Consider the following 17,675-nt stretch of genomic DNA (forward strand, 5'->3'; position numbering starts at 1 on the left):
GCAATATGTCAGTCTTAACCGTCATACTTTCAATAATCATTGTTCTTGTCGTCATCATACTCGGCTGGGGTATAAGAATTGTCCCGCAAAAGACCGCATATGTGGTTGAAAGGCTGGGCAAATATTTTGCAACATGGGATGCAGGTCTTCATGTTCTCATCCCGTTTATCGACAAGGTCTCATACAAGCATTCTCTGAAAGAAGCGGCAATAGATGTGCCGCCGCAATCATGTATAACCAGGGACAACATTGCAATCGAAGTCGATGGTGTGCTTTACCTGCAGATAGTATCCGCAGAAAAGGCAAGCTACGGGATAGCAAACCTTCTGTTTGCCGCCATTCAGCTGGCACAGACGACAATGCGCTCCCAGATCGGCCAGATAGAACTGGACAAGACATTTGAAGAACGTGAAAAGATAAACGCCGCCGTGGTGGACGCACTGGACAAGGCATCAGAGCCCTGGGGCGTAAAGGTAATACGCTATGAGATCAAGAATATCCAGCCTCCGCAGAGCATCAAGGATGCCATGGAAAAACAGATGAGGGCCGAACGCGAGAAGAGGGCGGTCATAGCCGAGTCCGAAGGTGCAATGCAGGCAAAAATCAATGTGGCTGAAGGCGATAAGAGAGAATTTATCCTCAAGTCTGAGGGCGAAAAGCAGAAGCGCATAAACGAGGCCGAGGGAAGGGCTGCGGAAATAAGGCTTGTAGCAGAGGCTACAGCCACAGGGATAAGGGAAATAGCCAGATCCATAGGAGAATCAAACGGGCTGCAGGCGGTCAATCTCCGCGTAGCCGAACAGTTCGTGAACGCATTCGGGAATCTCGCCAAAACCAACAATTCGATGATTATTCCGGCGAACCTTTCAGACATGGCCGGGCTCATTGCAACGGCAATGACGGTGATAAAACCGGATATCCAGCAGAAATAAGTTCAAGCTGCGGGCTGCCTGCCTTCCGGCAGTCCGCATTTCAAGTACTCAGATGGCTTATAAGTATTTTGATGCCTATCCCTATGAGAATAAGCCCGCCCAGAATTTCGATCTTGTTCTCGAAAAGATGGCCTGCAGCCTTACCGAGCAACACGCCGCCCAGGCTGATTGCGAATGTAACTGATCCGATAATAAGAGCGGGTTTGAATATATCGACATTGAGCAGGGATATGCTCAGACCCACGGCCAGTGCGTCAATGCTTGTAGCTATGGCCAGTGTCAGCAGGAGCAGGATGTCGTTCGGGTTCATGGCCCGTTCATCTTTATTGAGCGAGAACGATTCATAAATCATTTTCACTCCTATTACCGAAAGAAGCCCGAATGCTATCCAGTGGTCGAAGCCCTCTATGTATTTTCTGATGCTCAACCCTGCAAGATAGCCAAGCACAGGCATCAAGGCCTGAAACAATCCGAAGAAGAGGGCTATCCTGAGAGCATATCTGATTTTCAGAACCTTCATGGTAAGCCCGCTTGTTACTGAAACTGCAAAGGCATCCATGGAAAGTCCGAGGGCAAGAATTATAATGGTAATGATGCTCATGAAATCCTTTTAAAACGATTTGACGTAATGAAGCAAGGACGCTTATGTTATTACTTTCTCAATTCTTGATAATAATGCAACTGCTTGATACACTCCGTGAAGAAAACGGGTTGAAGGAGGCCATAATGATAGTCGTACTGGTTTTCATACACGTAAAAAAAGGTTCTGAAGAGATATTCAGGGAGGCGTCCATTGAGAATGCGAAGAACAGCCTCAATGAACCCGGATTTTTGAGGTTCGACATAATGCAGCAGGATGACGATCCGTCGAAGTTTGTTTTCTGCGAGATATATGAGGATATGAGCGTCTCGGCCAGACACAAGGAAAGTGCACATTATCTCAAATGGCGCGGCATTGTTGACGGAATAATGGAAGAAACGCGCTACAGCATAAAATATACTAAAGTATTCCCAGATAACATTTAGATTGAAGATGCATATCAGTGTCATCCGGGTTTATATTAAGTGACTTGATGAAATGTATATGGTAAAAAATTCAAGAGGTAACAGTGAAAGTAATTGATATTCTGAACCAGTCCAAAATCACATTCAGCTTTGAGTTCTTTCCGCCAAAGACGGAACCGGGATGGGAAAAGCTCTTTAACTCGATATCTGAATTGAAGGACCTGAAGCCTTCATGGGTGAGCGTAACCTACGGTGCGGGCGGTTCCACCCGTGAAAACACACACGACCTTGTCATAAGGATCAAAAACGAAATAGGTCTTACCGTAGTTTCACATCTGACCTGTGTAAATGCGGGAAGGGATGAGATAAAAAAGATACTGGACAGATATCAGGAGGCCGGGGTCGAGAATATACTGGCCCTTAAGGGTGATGCACCCGCAGGTCAGATATGGGATACGCCTGTGGACGGATTCAGGTATGCCTCTGAACTTGTCACATATATAAAGAAGAACTATCCTGGCATGTGCATAGGGGTTGCCGGTTATCCGGAAGGCCATCCCGCAACTCCGAACAGGCTCCTTGAGATGGATTATCTTAAGGCCAAGGTCGACGCAGGCGCCGACTACATAATCACGCAGCTCTTTTTCGATAACCGGGACTTCTATGATTTCAGGGAGCGCTGTGAGCTGGTTGGGATTAAGGTGCCGGTAATAGCAGGAATAATGCCTGTTTTGAACAGAAACAGCATGGTAAAGATATCCGAAAAGACCGATGGTGCTAGAATTCCGGCCAGGCTCCAGAAGGCGGTTCTCCGCGCCGAGAACGACCGGTTTGCCGAGAAGGTGGGCATCCACTGGGCGACCGAGCAGGTCAGGGACCTGATAGACAACGGTGTCAGGGGTGTGCATTTCTACACGCTGAATGCAGCGCGTGCCACACTCAAGATATATGAACAGCTCGGGGTAAGCTGTTCAACAAGTTTTTAAGACTGAGAAAAATAATTTCGGAGGGGATCATGATAAATACCAGGATTGAAGACGGCATCATCATAGCTGCATTCGAAAACGGCAAGGGGAATACGATAACGCTTGATACGGTAAAGGCTCTTGGCGAAATAGTGAAAAAGGCCGACACGGACGATGCGATAAAGGGGATTGTCCTTACAGGCACAGGCAAGGTGATGTCTTCAGGTTTCGACCTGCCCATGTTCCTGTCGCTAAAAAATCTCGATGAGGTTATCGCGTTTTTCGATATCGAAGAGCCCATTCTTCTCGACCTTTTCAGGTGCAGAAAGCCGGTCATCGCAGCTATAAACGGCCATGCCGTCGCAGCAGGGATGATATTTTCAATGGCCTGCGACTATCGTGTGATGGCCGATAACCCCAGGATAAAGTTCGGAATGAGCGAGATCAAGATAGGACTGCCGCTGTCGATAGTACAGACCGGTGTCGTGAGATTCGGCCTTAACAGTGACAAGAATTTCCGCGATGTAATGTACTTCGGCGAAATGCTTACGCCGGAGCAGGCCAAGGCAATCGGCGCCGTCGACGAACTTGTCCCGGATGACCAGCTTATAGCAAGGGCGAAGGAACTTGTCTCAAAATTCATCGACAATCCGGGCAGGGCTTTCATCAAACTCAAGGAAGGGCTCAAGAAGCCTGTAGCCGATGCTATACAGGCAAGGCTTGACAAGAAAGACTGGCAGCAGAGTCTCAACTGCTTCTTTGACCCGCAGGTGCGATCGGCCCTGGAATTCGTAATGAAGATGATGGGATAAAAAAGGAGGATAAATATGGAACTCGATAAGGCAATAGCAGAAAGAAGAAGCGTAAGAAAGTATACGGATTATGTGGTTACTGACGATGAATTGAAGCAGGTGCTGGAAGCAGCCCGGCTCTCGCAGTCATGGGCCAATACACAGGTCTGGGAGTTCGTGATCATCAGGGATAAAGAGCGGATTCAGCAGGTCGTTGGAACATTCTCAGAGAAAAATCCGGCCACAAAAGGGGCGCTGAACGCATCGGTTCTGATCGTCGCCTGCGCGAAAACCGGCGTATCCGGTGGTTATGGCGGAAAAGACCTGACCAAGCACAAGGAATGGTTCATGTTCGACCTCGGCATGGCCGTGCAGAACCTGTGCCTCAAGGCCCATGAGATAGGACTCGGAACGGTTGTCGTAGGGCTTATGGACCATGACGCCTGTAAAAAGATAATTGCCCTTCCAGACGGGTATGAGGTTGTCGCCGTGCTGCCGGTCGGAAAGCCTGAGGCGTTACGCAATTCTCCGGGTAGAAAAGAGCTTTCAGCCATGACTCATCTGGAAAGGTTCGGCGAAAAATTTTAAAATCATATTTAAAACAGCTGTTTTCATGACTTGAAATTGATTTGAGGGTGACTTGAGAAAGCGTTTTGCCGTCATGATGCTGTTCTGCACAGTCTGTTTCCCTGTGCTTGCCCATGCTGCCAGTGGACGGCCTGCTGATAATTCCGCCATGTTCAAACTCGGTTATATGAACCCTTCCATAACGATATACAATCCGGTCGGAGACAACATCGAGCTTAACCCCGGCGCTTATTATGAACTCTCCTACACAAGGAAATTCGGCGCATTAGGGGTCAGGGGAGCCCTGGGGTATGCGCACAATTCCTGCGACAAGTCCATGGAATATGAAAACGGTTTTTGGGAAAACTATAAGGCCGACCTTTACTCGGTGAACGCCCCTGTTACGTTCATGTACATCTACAGTTCGAAGATTATCGATTTCTACGCGGGTGCCGGGCCTGGCGTGTATTACAGGAAAATAAAGATCGAGTATTCCAGCCGCTCTTACGACGAATCGGTCAATTCGACATCGTTTAATATTGGCATCCAGGGCCTTGTCGGCATCGATTTCAGGGTCTTCAAGAACCTGGCCGTCGGGGCGGATCTGGAATACAATTTATTTCGCGTCAAGTTCAACGACGATTATTCCGATAAAGATACAGCAGGAGAGTTAAATCCCTCTTTCAGCATCAGTTGTACATTCTAATTTTCACCATAAGGACAGGATTATGCCGCACGATGAAGGATTGGCGCAGAGGATCAGGAAAATTCTTGTTGATTATCGGGGCATTACCGAAAAGAAGATGTTCGGTGGCATGGCGTTCATGCTGAACGGCAACATGCTTTGCGGCATAATCGGCGAGGATTTCATAGCCAGGCTGGGGACATCCGATTATGAAGTTTATCTTGAAAAAGCCCATACCAGAAAATTCGATATGACAGGCAAACCCATGAAAGGCTTTGTCGTTGTAGGCCCCAAAGGATATGAGGACGACAGCGACCTTTCATTCTGGGTAAAGACCTGCATCAGTTTTGTGAACTCCATGCCTCAAAAATAATTGCTGCCTATGTTCATGGAAATCGAAAAGGATTCGATCGACCTTATTGAACCATTGTGGTTTCTGCTCAATGAAATGCACAAGGTTTTTGATACTGAAACAGGCCAGCCTGTCAGAACGACCGTATGGCCCGAACGCAGGAAACAGCTTCTTGACAAGTCAGGCTTCAAGACCAGCATCGAACTGCTTTACGTGAACGATGAAATATCAGGGTATTGCTATTCAACGATTTCAGAGGATGGCACCGGGGAAATAGAGTCTCTCTTCGTTGATGAAAGGCTCAGGTGCAAAGGTTACGGTAGACTCTTCGTCGAATCGGCACTAGGTTTTTTCGAAAGAAACAATACCACGGACATAAAGATATGGGTCCATCCGGCAAATTCTCGCGCCGCTTCTTTTTACCGGCGTTTCGGTTTCGAGGGAGGTCCTTATATGAGAAGGCTGCCTCCCTGTTCCCTGTGAAATCGCTTGCAGGCTGAGGCTTACTTGTCCAGTCCCACCCATTCCGAAGGCGGGCCGATCAGAACGAAGGGCGCCGGGTTTATGGCCCCTCCGCCCAGCGCCATATAGCCGCCGCAGATGTAGAGGTTGTCGTTTATCTTTCGTGCTTCGTCATGCATGGATTTTACCGCTCCGGTGTTGAAGTCGTGATAGACTAGATGTAAGGAGTTTCTGCCGTCCTTGCCCAGTGTCGTCGGTCCCACATGCGTCCTGAATTTTCTGAGTCTGAGCACTTTCGGGCTTCCCGAAGACCTGTCCGAGAAGATATTATAGCCATATCCGGATGTGGGAGTTTCCGGCAGCAAGGCCTTTCCCTCCCAGTGGGTCTTAAGGGTGACGCCGCCTGTCGGAAATACGTGATGGGTGAACAGTTCGCTCGCCTTGCCCTGAACGCCTCCGGGCAGGACTTTAGCCGTGAACTCTCCCTTCATTGAAGCGAAGTCGGGCACATCGGCCGCATAGAAAAGCTGCATGCAGTCGGCCCTGGAAAGTCTGGCTATATCGTCGGCAGTGGCTTTTTGCGGGTCTATACCAAGGATGTCCTTCATTGTCCGGCCGTCAGGATATTTGCTCCCTGCCTGAAGTATGTTTATAACCGTGAGCGCCACATTTACCCCGAGACCAGAAACGGCGACGAATAATGCTTTTTTAAAAATACCCATGAAATGCCTCCTTATTTGAATTACCGGACCGGAAAATTACCGATGTGGAAATAATAACCCTATCCCGGACCAATGGCAACAGCAAAAAAAAAGGCAGATAAAGACCTATCCTATGAACCGTTTGGTTTTAAAGACAGGTCTCATCATTATATGAATGTTGCGATAAAATCGGTCACGGGATTACAGGCAACACGAGTTTCGACGGGTGTTCGCTGTCATGATATATCACCTGCGAGGCCTTTACCATGGCGGATGTAGTGCCGTTGTCATCCCCGGTGTTCAGGTTTCTTCCGTATTCCGGGAAGTTGGACGAGGTAAGCTGTAGTCTTATCTTGTGCCCCTTCTTCAGGAGGATGCTCGTCGATCCGATGAGCATCTCGAACCTGTAAACCTTTCCGTTTTCCAGAAGCGCTGGTTTTTCGAACGAGTTACGGTACTTCGCCCTGATTACTGCGGCCTGTAAGTTGACGGACTTCCCGTCCGGATAAACGTCGGTCAGCTTTGCGGCAAAATCAGTGTCTTTCGCCGTAGAGGAGGCATAGAAAATAAGCTTCACGGGCCCGGTGATATTCATGTCCGTCTCAAGCGGCGCTGTCGTGTAAATCAGCACATCCCTGCGCGATTCGACCGTTTTCTGGTTATAGGGGCCTGCCTTGAGATTGCCGTAAATAGAGGTGCCGCCGACAGATGGTACAGGGTCGGCCGGATCGTATTCGTATCCGTCAGGATTCTCACTGCCGGGCATGGTCTTCGTGAGGCTCCCTACGCCCTCTATGCCGTTTGCATTGCCGTCGCTGTGAAGGAAATACTCATCGTACCTTACGTTTTTGGGCGGCCACTCATTTTCCGTCTTCCATGTGTTGGCCCCCATGGTGAATATCCTTACCGGCCCTTTCGTCAGGATGCCGTTGTCCTTTCCCTTGAGCCAGTAGTCGAACCAGTCGATCACCAGTTTGTACTGTTTTATAAATGATGCATCCTTGCCGAAATCGGCGTCAGAGAACTTTGATTTCATGGTATGGGTCCAGGGGCCTACCATGAGGACGCTTTGTTTTGCTTCGACGCTTCCGCCTTCATTTCTCATGCGGTTGAAGTCATTAAGGGCGAGGTCCAGATAATAGTCGTACCAGCCTTCGATAATCATGGCCGGGACCGTAATCTGCTGCACCCTGTTATCCACGCGTATCCTGTCCCAGTAGGGTCCCGGCACCGGATGGTTTATCCAGTCGTCATAGGCCGGGATGTTCTCACCGAGTGATTCGTCCGCCTTTATGAGCGGGAGAGTGGAGACTGCCTTGTTCCAGTCGATACCCTCTATGCTCCTTCCCCTGCGGGGCGCGTTCTCGTAAAACCATGCCAGCACATCGGTAATCCTGAAGATGCTGTAGTATATCCAGCGCGGATAAACATCCTGGCTTGTGTTTATGGGAACCATGGCCTTGAGATATTTACTTGAATTGGGGGAAAGCAACCACTGAGTCGAGCCCCAGTATGATGCGCCTATTGTACCGACCTTACCGGTGCTCCAAGGCTGTGTTCCCGCCCATTCAACGGTATCATATCCGTCCGCAGCCTCGAATATATAGGGATAGAATTCACCTTCTGAATCGAAGCGGCCCCTCACATCCTGGACCAGAAAGATATAACCCTGGGATGTGAAGATTCTGGCTATCGTATCGTATCCATGACTTTTATTCTGTCTGCCATACATTGTCCTTATGAGTACGATCGGATATTTGCCTACCTTGTCAGGCATGTAGAGGTCGGCCGCCAGTTTCACTCCGTCTCTCATCGGAATCATTATGCCCTCGACGACCTTGACCTTGTACTGTGGTTTGGGGATTCCCATGTACCATGCAACGATGTCCATTTTGTTGCATCCCACGATAAAGAGGCATGAGACAATGAATACGGCCGTGATCGTTAATAAACTCAGAGTTTTTCCGGTTATCTTCATCGGCATTCACCACCTTTGATTTTTAAAAACATTATGGCTCATTGCCCGTTTATGTCAATGATCAGCTGATAAGCTGTTGAGCTCATAAGCTAATAAGCAGATTTGAAGGATTATAATATTTTGCTTAAGAGTATTCCAGCAACACAGCCGGACAATGGAAGCACTTAAAAACAAATAAAGTGTTCTGCTTGCCAGAACAAAACAGGCCGCGAAGTGACGAAATCGAGGAGTGAGACATACATTGCCGTATGTCGCAATGACGAGATAAGGAGCGACGCAGAGATGCAAAGTTGTAACGCCCTGAACTAGAACTTGCCGTGTCTCCCCTCTCCTGTTTTGTACCGGTCGACGCCCTCCAGCAGTTCGCCCGAATTTATCGAATCCATCCCGCGCCTGAACTCATTCTTCATCGCCTCTTCAAAGGGCAGGTCGAAAGATTCGTACAAGGAAAGCCTGTCATTCTTCATGCAGGTCTGCGGGTGCTTTGCAATCTCGGTCGCAAGCTCCATGGCCGCTTCCAGCGCCTTGCCGTCCGGCACGACCCTGTTGGCAAGTCCGAATGAGAGGGCTTCTTCCGCGCCCACCGGCCTTCCCGTAAGCACCATGTCGAGCGCTCGCCCCTGGCCGATTATGCGTGCAAGCCGAACGGTCCCGCCATCTATCAGAGGCACACCCCACCTGCGGCAGAATACGCCGAAAACAGCGCTCTGTTCGGCTACGCGCATGTCGCACCATATGGCAAGTTCCAGCCCGCCCGCAACCGCATAGCCTGCAACAGCGGCAATCACGGGTTTACTGAGTCTCAGCCGTGTTGGGCCGAGAGGGGCCGAACCTTCAGGCTCCAGTCTGTTAAATACACCGGAAGAAAGCGCTTTCAAGTCAGCGCCTGCGCTGAAATGGCCATATTCGCCGTAGAGAATAGCCACGCGCAGGTCGGCATCGTTTTCAAACGCTACAAACGCATCGTAGAGAAGCTCGGCGGTTTCGCGGTCGATGGCGTTGCGCTCCTTGAGCCTGTCAATAATGACGATAAATACATTTCCATTACGTTCGGTTCTAACTTTCATCTTTGCCTCCTAATTTTGTTCTACTTCTTGTTCTGGCGTTGCCTTTGTCGGCTGCGTCGGAATGCTTCTCGAAAATGGGATCATGAGCATCCTGTTTCGCTCCTCAAGCCAAAAGCGTAGAGACATACGTCAAAGTATGCATGCATCGCTTCCTCATTGTCTCCTCGGGATAATCCCGAATATAAAGCAGAACTTAAAATCAAGACTATAATCTAATCTTATTATAATACACAAATTAGAGTATAAACATTCTTGAGTAAACTGTTTTGATGGGTTATTAATTGTTTATGGAAAAAATGTTTTTTATTGGAGAGGTAAATATAAAGAATAAAAGTCAGTTTATCGCGACCTCAAGAAACTCTCGAGTTCCGATGCGAAGCGAATTCTCGACTTGATTGAAACAGAGCTTATCAAGAAGCCGGAATCGAATCACAGTCTCAAGCGCCAGTTTACCGGGCTTCGAAACTATCGTATTGACGATTGCCGGGTTATCTATTCCCGATTAGGTTCAGATATACTCATCCTGCGAATCGGTGATCGTAAGAACGTTAACAAAAGCGAAATTTAACCATTGCCGGCAGCGGACGGCATACCGCCACCACTGAGGCATATGTTCAACATATCTAAAAGACAGGAGGATAAACAGTGAAAATTATTGGCTTGGAAGAAGAATTTCTGACTAAACGCTCACTTAAGCTCATGGAGGAAGAGCTGCAACTCCACAGATTCACGATGGAAACATCTAATGAACTCATACAAAGTGATGTGGCAGAAGAAATACTGGATTTGGGCGAGAGGCGTATCGCCGCAATGGATGAGGCAGGCATCGACATGCAGGTGCTTTCTTTTATCGGTCCTCAGGTTAAAGACCCCTCGGAGTCGCTTGAAATAATGAGGGAAGGCAACGATAAAGCAGCAGAGGCCATACAAAAGTATCCTTCACGGTTTTCAGCTTTTGCATCCCTCCCTCTTGCAGATACCAGGGCGGCGGTGGATGAATTCGATCGGGCGCTCAATACTAAAGGATTTGTGGGTGGGTTTGTGTGCGGGTCGATTAACGGTGAGTTCCTTGACGACATGAAATACTGGCCTGTTCTGGAATTGGCCGAGTCACGGAATGTCCCTATCTATATTCATCCTGAATTTCCGTTATCTCAGATGAGAGAGGCATACTTCAAGGGAAGAGAAGAGCTGTCAGGGCCTGAATGGGGTTTTATGGTTGATGCCAGTTGCCATTTCATGAGATTGCTCACCGCCGGCGTCTTTGACCGGTTTCCCAAACTCAAAATAATTCTCGGTCATCTTGGGGAATCCATCCCTTATAATCTGGACAGGATAGACAATCGTTTGAAAGCTTACGCGCGGGATAAAGGACTTAAGAGGTCACCTGCCGAGTATATGAGAGAAAACATGGTGGTCACGACTAGTGGAAATTTTTCATACCCTTCGTTTCTTTGTGCTTTGGGAACACTTGGAATAGACAATGTTTTGTTCTCAGTGGATTGGCCGTTTGAATCGAACAAAGTCGCCGTTGATTTTTTAAAGCATCTGCCAGTCAGCGAGCCCGATATTGAAAAGGTTGCATATAAAAATGCGGCAAGGGTCCTGAACCTGAAAGATTTCTGAGCATATTGCAGTAGTAGTGAGTGTATGGCCGAGCCGGAACAGATCATGAATTACAATCTTTTCTGGGATAGGTACGGCGGTGTGTATAGACATCCCGTAAATGATGTTTACGAATATGCCTATAATATACATATTAAGATATTAAGGCATCACAATCGTATGAGGTGAGCGTATGAGAACGACGCTGAACATTGAGGATAATCTGATCGATAAAGCAGCCGGCATTACCGGAATCAAAGAGAAAACAGCACTTGTCAGACTTGGTCTGGAAGCGCTTATCGCCGGAGAAAACATCCGGAGTCTTGCCAAATTGGGCGGCACCCGGAAGCAGCTTAATTACAGGACGCGAGAAGATAACGTTTTTAATAAATAAATTTGATCTTCCGAAAGTTTATCCATCAAGTCCCAGATATGAACAGACCATGCGGTTCAGTTCGCCTACGAATTCATTTTTATCGAATTCGTCACGCCTTTCCATAACGAACCAGTGACATGCCATCTTGATCACGAAGACAACCAGTTCGGAAGTAAGGGCCGGGTTTTCATATTTTCCAGGATATTCGGCAGCCATCCTTTCTTCGATAGTTTTTGCGTACATCTTTTCGTTCGAACGGATGATTTTCTGAATGTGCGGCGGGTAGAGCACTTCTTCATCAAGTATTCTGTGAAGATCGGGATCACGCTCGTTCACCTCGATTGCGGTTTCGATTGCGACTGTCATGATTTCATTTAGGGTCATTTCCGGGCGGATTTTTCCTGACAGTATTTCGGGACCGGTTCCCATGTGCCTTTCAAGGAGAGCCACCAATATTGCATCCTTGTTCGGGAAATACTGGTATAGTGAACCTATCGAGACACCGGCGCGCTCTGCAATGCGGTTGGTGGTGGTTCTGACGTAACCCAGGCCTGTAAAAACCTGAGCAGACGCTTCGAGTATAGCCTCATACGTATTTATCGACCGCGGCTGAGAAGGCTTCTTGCGCGGGTTCAGCAGTTTGCCGCTTTTCATTATCAGGCCCCTTTCAATGCGAGTAGACAAACGCACATGTTTGAACAATCATCCCATAATATGAGCTGTTGCTCACATTGATGCAACATAAAAAGGAGAGATCATGAAAAGTAAGGGTTTTAACAGGAGAAAATGGGTGACATCGGTTATGGCATTGAGCTTCATCGGACTGCCGGTCTCGGGTGTCATGCTTCATCTGGCAAGGCATGCAGCAGAGGCGGAATCGATCCATGCCTGGATGATCGCGCACAATTCGCTAGCACTAGTTTTCCTGATAACGGGCTGTGTTCATATTGTATTCAATTTCAAGGCGATCAGGCGCTATTAGATCAAATATCAATACAAATCGTTCCTTCCGGGTGGTATATAAACAGGTGCGGATGTTACCGTGCGTAAAAGGGAATGCACAGTCTGATGACGGCAAAAGAAATGACTGTATCAATATACAATACCGGAGGGTATCATGGCATTAAGATTTGGCATTATTGGCTGCGGACAGGTGAGCCGTGTAGGTCACGGGCCGGCTATCATGGCGGACAGTCGCGCAACTATAGAGGCGTTTGCCGATCCGGATGAAGGCAACCGTACGTCGTTTGCGCGGAAATTCAAGGCGGGCCGCGCTTTCAAAGACTACCGTGAAATGATTTCGCAGACAGGACTTGACGCAGTGGTGATAGCCTCTCCTCCATGGCTTCACAGGCAGATGTTCGAAGACTGCATCGCTGCGGGCGTGCATATACTCTGCGAAAAACCACTGGCAACAACAGTCGAAGACTGCACGCGCATGACAGAGCTTTCGAAGACGACCGGCAAGATTATCCAGATCTGCCATTCCAAGCGGTTTGAAACCGGATTCCAGAAGATAAAGGAAATGTGCGACAGCGGCTCACTTGGCCGGATATACCAGATGAGTCTGGACTGGCATTATTACATCCCGGACTTCACGCAGGGCTTTTTAAGAAAGACGCTCGACCTCTTCAAAAAGGCAGGTGTCGATTTTGAAAAGAAATACGGTGTATGGCGCTATTTCGATGAGCGCACCGGCGGAGGCGATTTCTTCGACCACGGGCCGCACTACATCGACCTGATGAGGTTCTTCTTCGGTGAAATCGAAAGCGTATACGCCAAGACCGGCTTCTCATATCCCGGCCGCAAATATGAAGACCAGGCGGTTGCCGTTTTCACACTTTCGAGCGGGGCTCTCGCAGTTATCGAAAAGAGCTGCCTGGCCATAGGAAGGCCGGAGGGCTATGAAAAGGGGATGATTAACGCGGAAAAGGCGCGTATCCGTTTCGAGGCGTTCCAGGAATATGAGCACAAACCCATGAAGCTTGGTGTTTACAGGCATCTCAATATGATACCGGATGCGTTCACGCCGGTCTTTCTTCCAAGGGGAATAGAGAATACCCTTTATTTCAGGCAGATGAGGCACTTCATAGACAGGCTTACCGGCTGCGACAGCATTAAAAGAAATTTCACGGGGAAATGGGCGGCGGATACGGAGGATGCGGCAATCGCCGTTGCGTGGACCCTGGCCGCATACCGCTCGTCAAGGGAAGGCCGTGAGATTAAGAGGTCTGAATTGTTCGCGTAGCTGGTCCGGGCCGACGGCAATCATGATCAAGGAGGTGAATATGGAATCGGAAAGATACAAGCGCGGATTGGAAAAGCTGAAGGAGATTGACGGTCACGGAGGTGAGATCGTGATGGAATCCCTGAAGGACATCGCACCGGACCTCGCCAGGTATGTCATCGAGTTTCCTTTCGGGGATGTCTATTCCCGCGGGGTCCTGACACTCAAGGAACGCGAGATCGCAACGGTTGCCGCACTGGCCGCACTCGGCAATGCCAGGCCGCAGCTTATGGTCCATATTCACGGTGCCCTAAACGTCGGGTGTACAAGGCAGGAGATCGTGGAGATCATGATCCAGATGGCAGTTTATGCAGGCTTCCCAGCTGCTTTGAACGGTGTCCTTGCAGCAAAGGAGGTTTTTGCCGAACGCGACGGGCTGGGCCAGCCGGATTGAACGGTTTATAAGGTCACAGAAATAGCTGATGGAAATAACATGATGAATGTAAGACGCTCGACGATGGATGACTATGCAGGATGGCTTGAACTGGCGAAAGAGGTTGAACCATTATTCGGTCCCATGTCGGAGGAACCTGCGTTTTGCGAGGGCCTCAAACAGGCCGTAACAGACGGTAAGGCCCTGTGCATTGCCGATGACAAAGCAGGCTGTCTTGTTGGCGGTGTCATAATATCCTTGGAGGCTAACGAAATATTATGGCTGGCCGTGGCCAAGCGCAGCCGCGGACAAAAGGCCGGTGCCGCACTGCTGGCTGAGGCCATAGCATGTCTCGACTGCATGAGGCCTGTTACAGTGACTACTTTCGACGGCACTGTAGATGCGGGATTTCCAGCAAGAAGGCTATACGAATCGTTCGGGTTCCACGATCTGGCTTCGGCAGGTAAGAATCCGGCAGGAATACCGATCGCCGTCATGGTGCTCGACAGGGCATGCGCCGGTGCTTGACACGGACACTCGGGATTTCCAATGCGAACAGCAACGAATCAGGACAGGAACAACATTGAAAGGCTCGTGTTCGGAATACTCAATGAGTACGGACTAAAGCCCGACCCTGATTCAACGGATTCAGATCTTTCGGACATCAGGCGAGAATATTCTGACAGGGGGGCGCGTTCGATGTAATGACTGATGAAAACGGCAGGATAATCACTACCGTGGGTTTGTACAGGTTCGATTTGAACACGTGCGAGATACGCAAGATGTATCTTGAGGCGGTTCATCGAGGAAAGGGATTGGTACGCCGTCTCCTGAAGCACGCTCTTTCAAGGGCGAAGTCTCTGGGATATTCACGGGTCGAACTCGAAACGGCATCTGTCCTTAAGGAAGCTATCGCACTTTATGAAGGATACGGCTTTCGCAGGTTCGACAGAGGACATCTGGCCTTACGCTGCGACGCGGCATACTTTCTTGAGCTTAAGCCTTGAGAAAAGAAACTGTACGGGAGAAAGAATGAAATTTCTGCTGATCATAAGCCACGATGCTCATTTCAGGCCGACAAAAGATCTTGTCGAAGACATCTTCAAATGGATGGATGAGATGACCGGCCGTGGAATCCTGATACACGGGAACCCGTTGCGGCCTGCCGAAGAGGCAATAACCGTTCGTGTGCGAGGCGGTAAGATCAAGGCTGTAAAAGGACCTTCGACGCACGCAAAAGAAAAGATCTCGGCATACGTACTGATAGACTGTTTGGAGATGGATGATGCCGTTAAGATAGCATCAGCACACCCGATGGCAAGGGCCGCGACTATTGAAGTGCGTCCGGTATGGGAAGAGCTGGCAGTGATTCACGGTTGAATGTAGAGCGTACTGACAATGGAGAGATATTTTATAAAAATCGGGACATGATAATGTATTGTTTTAAATAAGCAGGACGGGGTGTTTGCTTGAGCCCCGGCTTCCGGATTAAGATTAGAATGGGGGACGGCAATGGATGTCATCATAATAAAGGCTGATAGCAGAGATGCGGTTGAAATACTCGCCCTGCAGAAGGAGGCTTATCTGAGAGAAGCCGAGTTGAACGGGGACTTTTCGATCCCGCCGATGACGCAGACTCTCTCAGACATCGAGTCGGAATTTCATAAAAAGATTTTTCTCAAAGCCGTGCATGATGATAAGATAATCGGATCGGTGAGGGGGCATCTCGATAAGGGCACATGTTATATCGGCAGGCTTATAGTCAATCCCGGATGGCAGGGGCGCGGTATTGGAAGCATGCTCATGGAAGGCATTGAAAAGGCATTTCCTGATGCTGAGAGATTCGAGCTGTTTACTGGCAAGAGGAGCATTGCAAATATCAGGCTTTATGAAAGGCTCGGCTATGAAAAGTTCCGCGAGGACGATCTGAATCAGAAGGTAAGGCTTGTCTTTTTGTGGAAAAACCAAATGCGAAAGAATATTGAGAAATCATGTTCGACTATTCATTGGCACACTGGATGACGTTTTTTTCAGCAGCCGTGCTGCTGAACCTCTCTCCAGGTCCGGACATGGCGTTCATACTCGGAAGGACCGCAAGACAAGGAGTGAAAGCTGGCTTCACTGCAATGTTCGGCGTGTGGAGCGGTGCGTTTGTTCACGTGATTTTTGCCGCGCTCGGGCTGTCCGCTGTCCTGGCCGCATCGTCAACGGCGTTTTCCGTCGTCAAGTGGATAGGGGCGATTTATCTTATCGTTCTGGGCATCCAGTCGCTGATCTCAAAGGGTAAGGGCGGGACTGTCGATGCCGGGATCGTCCAGAATGATCCGGTCAAGATTTTCCGTCAGGGTGTATTCGTGGCGGTATCCAATCCCAAGACCGCCGTTTTTTTTCTGGCGTTTCTTCCCCAATTCGCCGTGACCGGTGCAGGGCCTGTCGGCGCGCAGCTGTTCCTGCACGGCTCGCTTATAATAGTGGTGGCAGGCTTTATTGAACCTCCCCTTATCATTGTGGGAGGAAGGCTTACAGGCTATCTCAACCATAATATCCGTATTTCGCGCTGGCTGGACCGCGGCCTTGGCACCCTGTTCGTGGGATTGGGAATAAAGCTGGCGATAAGCGAACGCATCTGAAGAATGCAGTTCCGCATCAGACAATGATAGAAAAACCGGGGGGGGTTATATAATGGAATGCAAAAAAGAAAAGAACCTTGAACGGTGCAACTGCACCACCGAGCCCTGCAGCAGGAAAGGCATATGCTGCGAATGCATCGAACATCATCTGAAGATGAGGAAACTTCCCGCCTGCTGTTTTCCCGGGGATGAAGAAAAATCGCACAACCGATCGTTCGAACATTTCGCAGAGCTTGTTTCAAAGGGCAGGATATAACTATGAATATCGAAATTAAAACATGATATCACACTTGATTAAATCATTTATAAGGAGACAATGTAAGTCCGATGATCGAATATACAACAACAATCAAAATTAAAGACATTACTCCAAATCAGATAATTGATTTCATGATTACATGTACTGATGAGGAGTATAACAACTGGTGGCCGGGAACTCATATTTCATTCCACGAACTTGATCACAAGCCGGACATCATAGGAAGTTCGGTGTACTTTGATGAATTTGTAGGCCCAATAAGACTTAAATTCCATGCCGTCATCTCGGACTATATTCCTGACAAACTGATTTGCTGGCAGATGAAAAAGCTGATCCTGCTGCCCGCAAAGCTTGTCCTTAGGACCGAGCAGAAAAACAATGATGTGATCCTCAAGCATTCGTTGTTGATCGGCTTCAAGGGATTCCTTTCGATATTGGATCCGATAATAAAATTATTCATTCCGAAGAATCTTGAATCCGAACTGAACGAACATGCCAGGCACGAGTTTGGAATACTCCCTGAAATACTTGAATCGAGAAGGCGCTGAGATCAGAATGGGAAGCCGCCGGCATTCCTGCAAGCCATGAGGAAAAATTGATACGGTTTGGTGGATTAACATTATTGAGAAATCTGTTTTGA

At 48.7% G+C, this 17,675-nt stretch carries 26 protein-coding genes and 1 pseudogene; 22 read left to right on the forward strand and 5 right to left on the reverse strand.

All coding sequences use genetic code 11. The annotated features are described in order from the left end of the window. Positions 1–5 precede the first annotated feature (5 nt). Positions 6–932 (forward strand): stomatin-like protein, encoded by a 927-nt coding sequence (locus VIS94_17105; protein ID HEY9162798.1) that lies wholly within the window; start codon positions 6–8, stop codon positions 930–932. Between the two features lie 40 nt (positions 933–972). Here the strand turns inward: VIS94_17105 and VIS94_17110 are convergent, their stop codons facing one another. Next, positions 973–1,533, reverse strand: coding sequence for a manganese efflux pump MntP family protein (locus VIS94_17110; protein HEY9162799.1), 561 nt, complete (start codon positions 1,531–1,533; stop codon positions 973–975). A 125-nt stretch (positions 1,534–1,658) separates the two neighbouring features. On the opposite strand from VIS94_17110, the gene VIS94_17115 reads away from it, so the two are divergent. The 7 genes from VIS94_17115 to VIS94_17145 all read left to right on the forward strand — a co-directional run bounded on the left by VIS94_17115 (position 1,659) and on the right by VIS94_17145 (position 5,780). Then, positions 1,659–1,958: a putative quinol monooxygenase gene (locus tag VIS94_17115; GenBank protein ID HEY9162800.1), complete on the forward strand. Its 300-nt coding sequence runs from the start codon at positions 1,659–1,661 to the stop codon at positions 1,956–1,958. A gap of 83 nt (positions 1,959–2,041) precedes the next feature. Further along, complete coding sequence (metF, locus tag VIS94_17120; protein HEY9162801.1) at positions 2,042–2,923, forward strand: methylenetetrahydrofolate reductase [NAD(P)H]; 882 nt, start codon at positions 2,042–2,044, stop codon at positions 2,921–2,923. A 29-nt stretch (positions 2,924–2,952) separates the two neighbouring features. Beyond that, the gene (locus VIS94_17125) at positions 2,953–3,714 is read left to right on the forward strand and encodes an enoyl-CoA hydratase/isomerase family protein (GenBank protein ID HEY9162802.1); all 762 of its coding nucleotides are present in this window, start codon (positions 2,953–2,955) and stop codon (positions 3,712–3,714) included. A 15-nt stretch (positions 3,715–3,729) separates the two neighbouring features. Further along, positions 3,730–4,281: a nitroreductase family protein gene (locus VIS94_17130; protein HEY9162803.1), complete on the forward strand. Its 552-nt coding sequence runs from the start codon at positions 3,730–3,732 to the stop codon at positions 4,279–4,281. A 52-nt stretch (positions 4,282–4,333) separates the two neighbouring features. Continuing rightward, the gene (locus tag VIS94_17135) at positions 4,334–4,966 is read left to right on the forward strand and encodes a hypothetical protein (GenBank protein ID HEY9162804.1); all 633 of its coding nucleotides are present in this window, start codon (positions 4,334–4,336) and stop codon (positions 4,964–4,966) included. Between the two features lie 22 nt (positions 4,967–4,988). Then, a complete protein-coding gene (locus VIS94_17140; GenBank protein ID HEY9162805.1) occupies positions 4,989–5,318 on the forward strand; it encodes a TfoX/Sxy family protein in 330 nt (109 codons plus the stop codon). 15 nt (positions 5,319–5,333) lie between these two features. Beyond that, positions 5,334–5,780, forward strand: a complete 447-nt coding sequence (locus VIS94_17145; GenBank protein HEY9162806.1) for a GNAT family N-acetyltransferase — start codon at positions 5,334–5,336, stop codon at positions 5,778–5,780. A 20-nt stretch (positions 5,781–5,800) separates the two neighbouring features. On the opposite strand, the gene VIS94_17150 is transcribed toward VIS94_17145, so the two are convergent. The 3 genes from VIS94_17150 to VIS94_17160 all read right to left on the reverse strand — a co-directional run bounded on the left by VIS94_17150 (position 5,801) and on the right by VIS94_17160 (position 9,505). After that, on the reverse strand, positions 5,801–6,481 hold the full coding sequence (locus VIS94_17150; protein ID HEY9162807.1) for a hypothetical protein: 681 nt from the start codon (positions 6,479–6,481) through the stop codon (positions 5,801–5,803). A 172-nt stretch (positions 6,482–6,653) separates the two neighbouring features. Continuing rightward, positions 6,654–8,444 (reverse strand): CocE/NonD family hydrolase, encoded by a 1,791-nt coding sequence (locus tag VIS94_17155; GenBank protein HEY9162808.1) that lies wholly within the window; start codon positions 8,442–8,444, stop codon positions 6,654–6,656. Between the two features lie 299 nt (positions 8,445–8,743). Further along, positions 8,744–9,505 carry a crotonase/enoyl-CoA hydratase family protein gene (locus tag VIS94_17160; protein ID HEY9162809.1) on the reverse strand — a complete coding sequence of 254 codons (762 nt, stop codon included), beginning with the start codon at positions 9,503–9,505 and terminating at the stop codon, positions 8,744–8,746. Between the two features lie 355 nt (positions 9,506–9,860). On the opposite strand from VIS94_17160, the pseudogene VIS94_17165 reads away from it, so the two are divergent. From VIS94_17165 to VIS94_17175, 3 genes and pseudogenes are all read left to right on the forward strand, one after another. Continuing rightward, positions 9,861–10,073: pseudogene (locus tag VIS94_17165) on the forward strand (type II toxin-antitoxin system RelE/ParE family toxin). Positions 10,074–10,150: 77 nt separating this feature from the next. Next, entirely contained in the window at positions 10,151–11,131 is a 981-nt protein-coding gene (locus VIS94_17170; GenBank protein HEY9162810.1) for an amidohydrolase family protein, read from the forward strand. A 172-nt stretch (positions 11,132–11,303) separates the two neighbouring features. Beyond that, positions 11,304–11,504, forward strand: coding sequence for a type II toxin-antitoxin system VapB family antitoxin (locus tag VIS94_17175; GenBank protein HEY9162811.1), 201 nt, complete (start codon positions 11,304–11,306; stop codon positions 11,502–11,504). An 18-nt stretch (positions 11,505–11,522) separates the two neighbouring features. On the opposite strand, the gene VIS94_17180 is transcribed toward VIS94_17175, so the two are convergent. Further along, on the reverse strand, positions 11,523–12,140 hold the full coding sequence (locus tag VIS94_17180) for a TetR/AcrR family transcriptional regulator (protein HEY9162812.1): 618 nt from the start codon (positions 12,138–12,140) through the stop codon (positions 11,523–11,525). 103 nt (positions 12,141–12,243) lie between these two features. Here VIS94_17180 and VIS94_17185 point away from each other — a divergent pair, with 103 nt between their 5' ends. From VIS94_17185 to VIS94_17235, 11 genes are all read left to right on the forward strand, one after another. After that, positions 12,244–12,468, forward strand: coding sequence for a DUF4405 domain-containing protein (locus tag VIS94_17185; protein HEY9162813.1), 225 nt, complete (start codon positions 12,244–12,246; stop codon positions 12,466–12,468). A gap of 135 nt (positions 12,469–12,603) precedes the next feature. Then, the gene (locus VIS94_17190; protein HEY9162814.1) at positions 12,604–13,734 is read left to right on the forward strand and encodes a Gfo/Idh/MocA family oxidoreductase; all 1,131 of its coding nucleotides are present in this window, start codon (positions 12,604–12,606) and stop codon (positions 13,732–13,734) included. Positions 13,735–13,774: 40 nt separating this feature from the next. Further along, on the forward strand, positions 13,775–14,167 hold the full coding sequence (locus VIS94_17195) for a carboxymuconolactone decarboxylase family protein (protein ID HEY9162815.1): 393 nt from the start codon (positions 13,775–13,777) through the stop codon (positions 14,165–14,167). Positions 14,168–14,206: 39 nt separating this feature from the next. Beyond that, positions 14,207–14,674, forward strand: a complete 468-nt coding sequence (locus tag VIS94_17200; protein HEY9162816.1) for a GNAT family N-acetyltransferase — start codon at positions 14,207–14,209, stop codon at positions 14,672–14,674. Positions 14,675–14,695: 21 nt separating this feature from the next. After that, positions 14,696–14,851: a hypothetical protein gene (locus VIS94_17205; GenBank protein ID HEY9162817.1), complete on the forward strand. Its 156-nt coding sequence runs from the start codon at positions 14,696–14,698 to the stop codon at positions 14,849–14,851. Further along, positions 14,851–15,153, forward strand: a complete 303-nt coding sequence (locus VIS94_17210; protein HEY9162818.1) for a GNAT family N-acetyltransferase — start codon at positions 14,851–14,853, stop codon at positions 15,151–15,153. The genes VIS94_17205 and VIS94_17210 overlap by 1 nt, the downstream gene beginning before the upstream one ends. 25 nt (positions 15,154–15,178) lie before the next feature. After that, positions 15,179–15,526 (forward strand): YciI family protein, encoded by a 348-nt coding sequence (locus VIS94_17215; protein HEY9162819.1) that lies wholly within the window; start codon positions 15,179–15,181, stop codon positions 15,524–15,526. A 132-nt stretch (positions 15,527–15,658) separates the two neighbouring features. Next, on the forward strand, positions 15,659–16,168 hold the full coding sequence (locus tag VIS94_17220; protein ID HEY9162820.1) for a GNAT family N-acetyltransferase: 510 nt from the start codon (positions 15,659–15,661) through the stop codon (positions 16,166–16,168). Then, positions 16,138–16,776: a LysE family translocator gene (locus VIS94_17225; protein HEY9162821.1), complete on the forward strand. Its 639-nt coding sequence runs from the start codon at positions 16,138–16,140 to the stop codon at positions 16,774–16,776. The genes VIS94_17220 and VIS94_17225 overlap by 31 nt, the downstream gene beginning before the upstream one ends. Before the next feature lie 52 nt (positions 16,777–16,828). Further along, positions 16,829–17,032, forward strand: coding sequence for a DUF6485 family protein (locus VIS94_17230; protein ID HEY9162822.1), 204 nt, complete (start codon positions 16,829–16,831; stop codon positions 17,030–17,032). A 71-nt stretch (positions 17,033–17,103) separates the two neighbouring features. After that, positions 17,104–17,583, forward strand: a complete 480-nt coding sequence (locus VIS94_17235) for a hypothetical protein (GenBank protein ID HEY9162823.1) — start codon at positions 17,104–17,106, stop codon at positions 17,581–17,583. Positions 17,584–17,675: the final 92 nt, after the last annotated feature.

This window comes from Desulfomonilia bacterium, from assembly GCA_036567785.1.
GTDB lineage: Bacteria > Desulfobacterota > Desulfomonilia > UBA1062 > UBA1062 > DATCTV01.

What these genes read in the sequence shown, in the direction of transcription:
- VIS94_17215 (HEY9162819.1), top strand. Translation starts at nt 15,179, where the DNA reads ATGAAATTTCTGCTGATCATAAGCCACGATGCTCATTTCAGGCCGACA.
- VIS94_17155 (HEY9162808.1), bottom strand. Translation starts at nt 8,444, where the DNA reads ATGCCGATGAAGATAACCGGAAAAACTCTGAGTTTATTAACGATCACG.
- VIS94_17115 (HEY9162800.1), top strand. Translation starts at nt 1,659, where the DNA reads ATGATAGTCGTACTGGTTTTCATACACGTAAAAAAAGGTTCTGAAGAG.
- VIS94_17200 (HEY9162816.1), top strand. Translation starts at nt 14,207, where the DNA reads ATGATGAATGTAAGACGCTCGACGATGGATGACTATGCAGGATGGCTT.
- VIS94_17190 (HEY9162814.1), top strand. Translation starts at nt 12,604, where the DNA reads ATGGCATTAAGATTTGGCATTATTGGCTGCGGACAGGTGAGCCGTGTA.
- VIS94_17180 (HEY9162812.1), bottom strand. Translation starts at nt 12,140, where the DNA reads ATGAAAAGCGGCAAACTGCTGAACCCGCGCAAGAAGCCTTCTCAGCCG.
- VIS94_17145 (HEY9162806.1), top strand. Translation starts at nt 5,334, where the DNA reads ATGGAAATCGAAAAGGATTCGATCGACCTTATTGAACCATTGTGGTTT.
- VIS94_17220 (HEY9162820.1), top strand. Translation starts at nt 15,659, where the DNA reads ATGGATGTCATCATAATAAAGGCTGATAGCAGAGATGCGGTTGAAATA.
- VIS94_17210 (HEY9162818.1), top strand. Translation starts at nt 14,851, where the DNA reads ATGACTGATGAAAACGGCAGGATAATCACTACCGTGGGTTTGTACAGG.
- VIS94_17225 (HEY9162821.1), top strand. Translation starts at nt 16,138, where the DNA reads ATGTTCGACTATTCATTGGCACACTGGATGACGTTTTTTTCAGCAGCC.
- VIS94_17110 (HEY9162799.1), bottom strand. Translation starts at nt 1,533, where the DNA reads ATGAGCATCATTACCATTATAATTCTTGCCCTCGGACTTTCCATGGAT.
- VIS94_17125 (HEY9162802.1), top strand. Translation starts at nt 2,953, where the DNA reads ATGATAAATACCAGGATTGAAGACGGCATCATCATAGCTGCATTCGAA.
- VIS94_17230 (HEY9162822.1), top strand. Translation starts at nt 16,829, where the DNA reads ATGGAATGCAAAAAAGAAAAGAACCTTGAACGGTGCAACTGCACCACC.
- VIS94_17130 (HEY9162803.1), top strand. Translation starts at nt 3,730, where the DNA reads ATGGAACTCGATAAGGCAATAGCAGAAAGAAGAAGCGTAAGAAAGTAT.
- VIS94_17105 (HEY9162798.1), top strand. Translation starts at nt 6, where the DNA reads ATGTCAGTCTTAACCGTCATACTTTCAATAATCATTGTTCTTGTCGTC.
- VIS94_17185 (HEY9162813.1), top strand. Translation starts at nt 12,244, where the DNA reads ATGAAAAGTAAGGGTTTTAACAGGAGAAAATGGGTGACATCGGTTATG.
- VIS94_17150 (HEY9162807.1), bottom strand. Translation starts at nt 6,481, where the DNA reads ATGGGTATTTTTAAAAAAGCATTATTCGTCGCCGTTTCTGGTCTCGGG.
- VIS94_17195 (HEY9162815.1), top strand. Translation starts at nt 13,775, where the DNA reads ATGGAATCGGAAAGATACAAGCGCGGATTGGAAAAGCTGAAGGAGATT.
- VIS94_17175 (HEY9162811.1), top strand. Translation starts at nt 11,304, where the DNA reads ATGAGAACGACGCTGAACATTGAGGATAATCTGATCGATAAAGCAGCC.
- VIS94_17160 (HEY9162809.1), bottom strand. Translation starts at nt 9,505, where the DNA reads ATGAAAGTTAGAACCGAACGTAATGGAAATGTATTTATCGTCATTATT.
- VIS94_17205 (HEY9162817.1), top strand. Translation starts at nt 14,696, where the DNA reads ATGCGAACAGCAACGAATCAGGACAGGAACAACATTGAAAGGCTCGTG.
- VIS94_17235 (HEY9162823.1), top strand. Translation starts at nt 17,104, where the DNA reads ATGATCGAATATACAACAACAATCAAAATTAAAGACATTACTCCAAAT.
- VIS94_17140 (HEY9162805.1), top strand. Translation starts at nt 4,989, where the DNA reads ATGCCGCACGATGAAGGATTGGCGCAGAGGATCAGGAAAATTCTTGTT.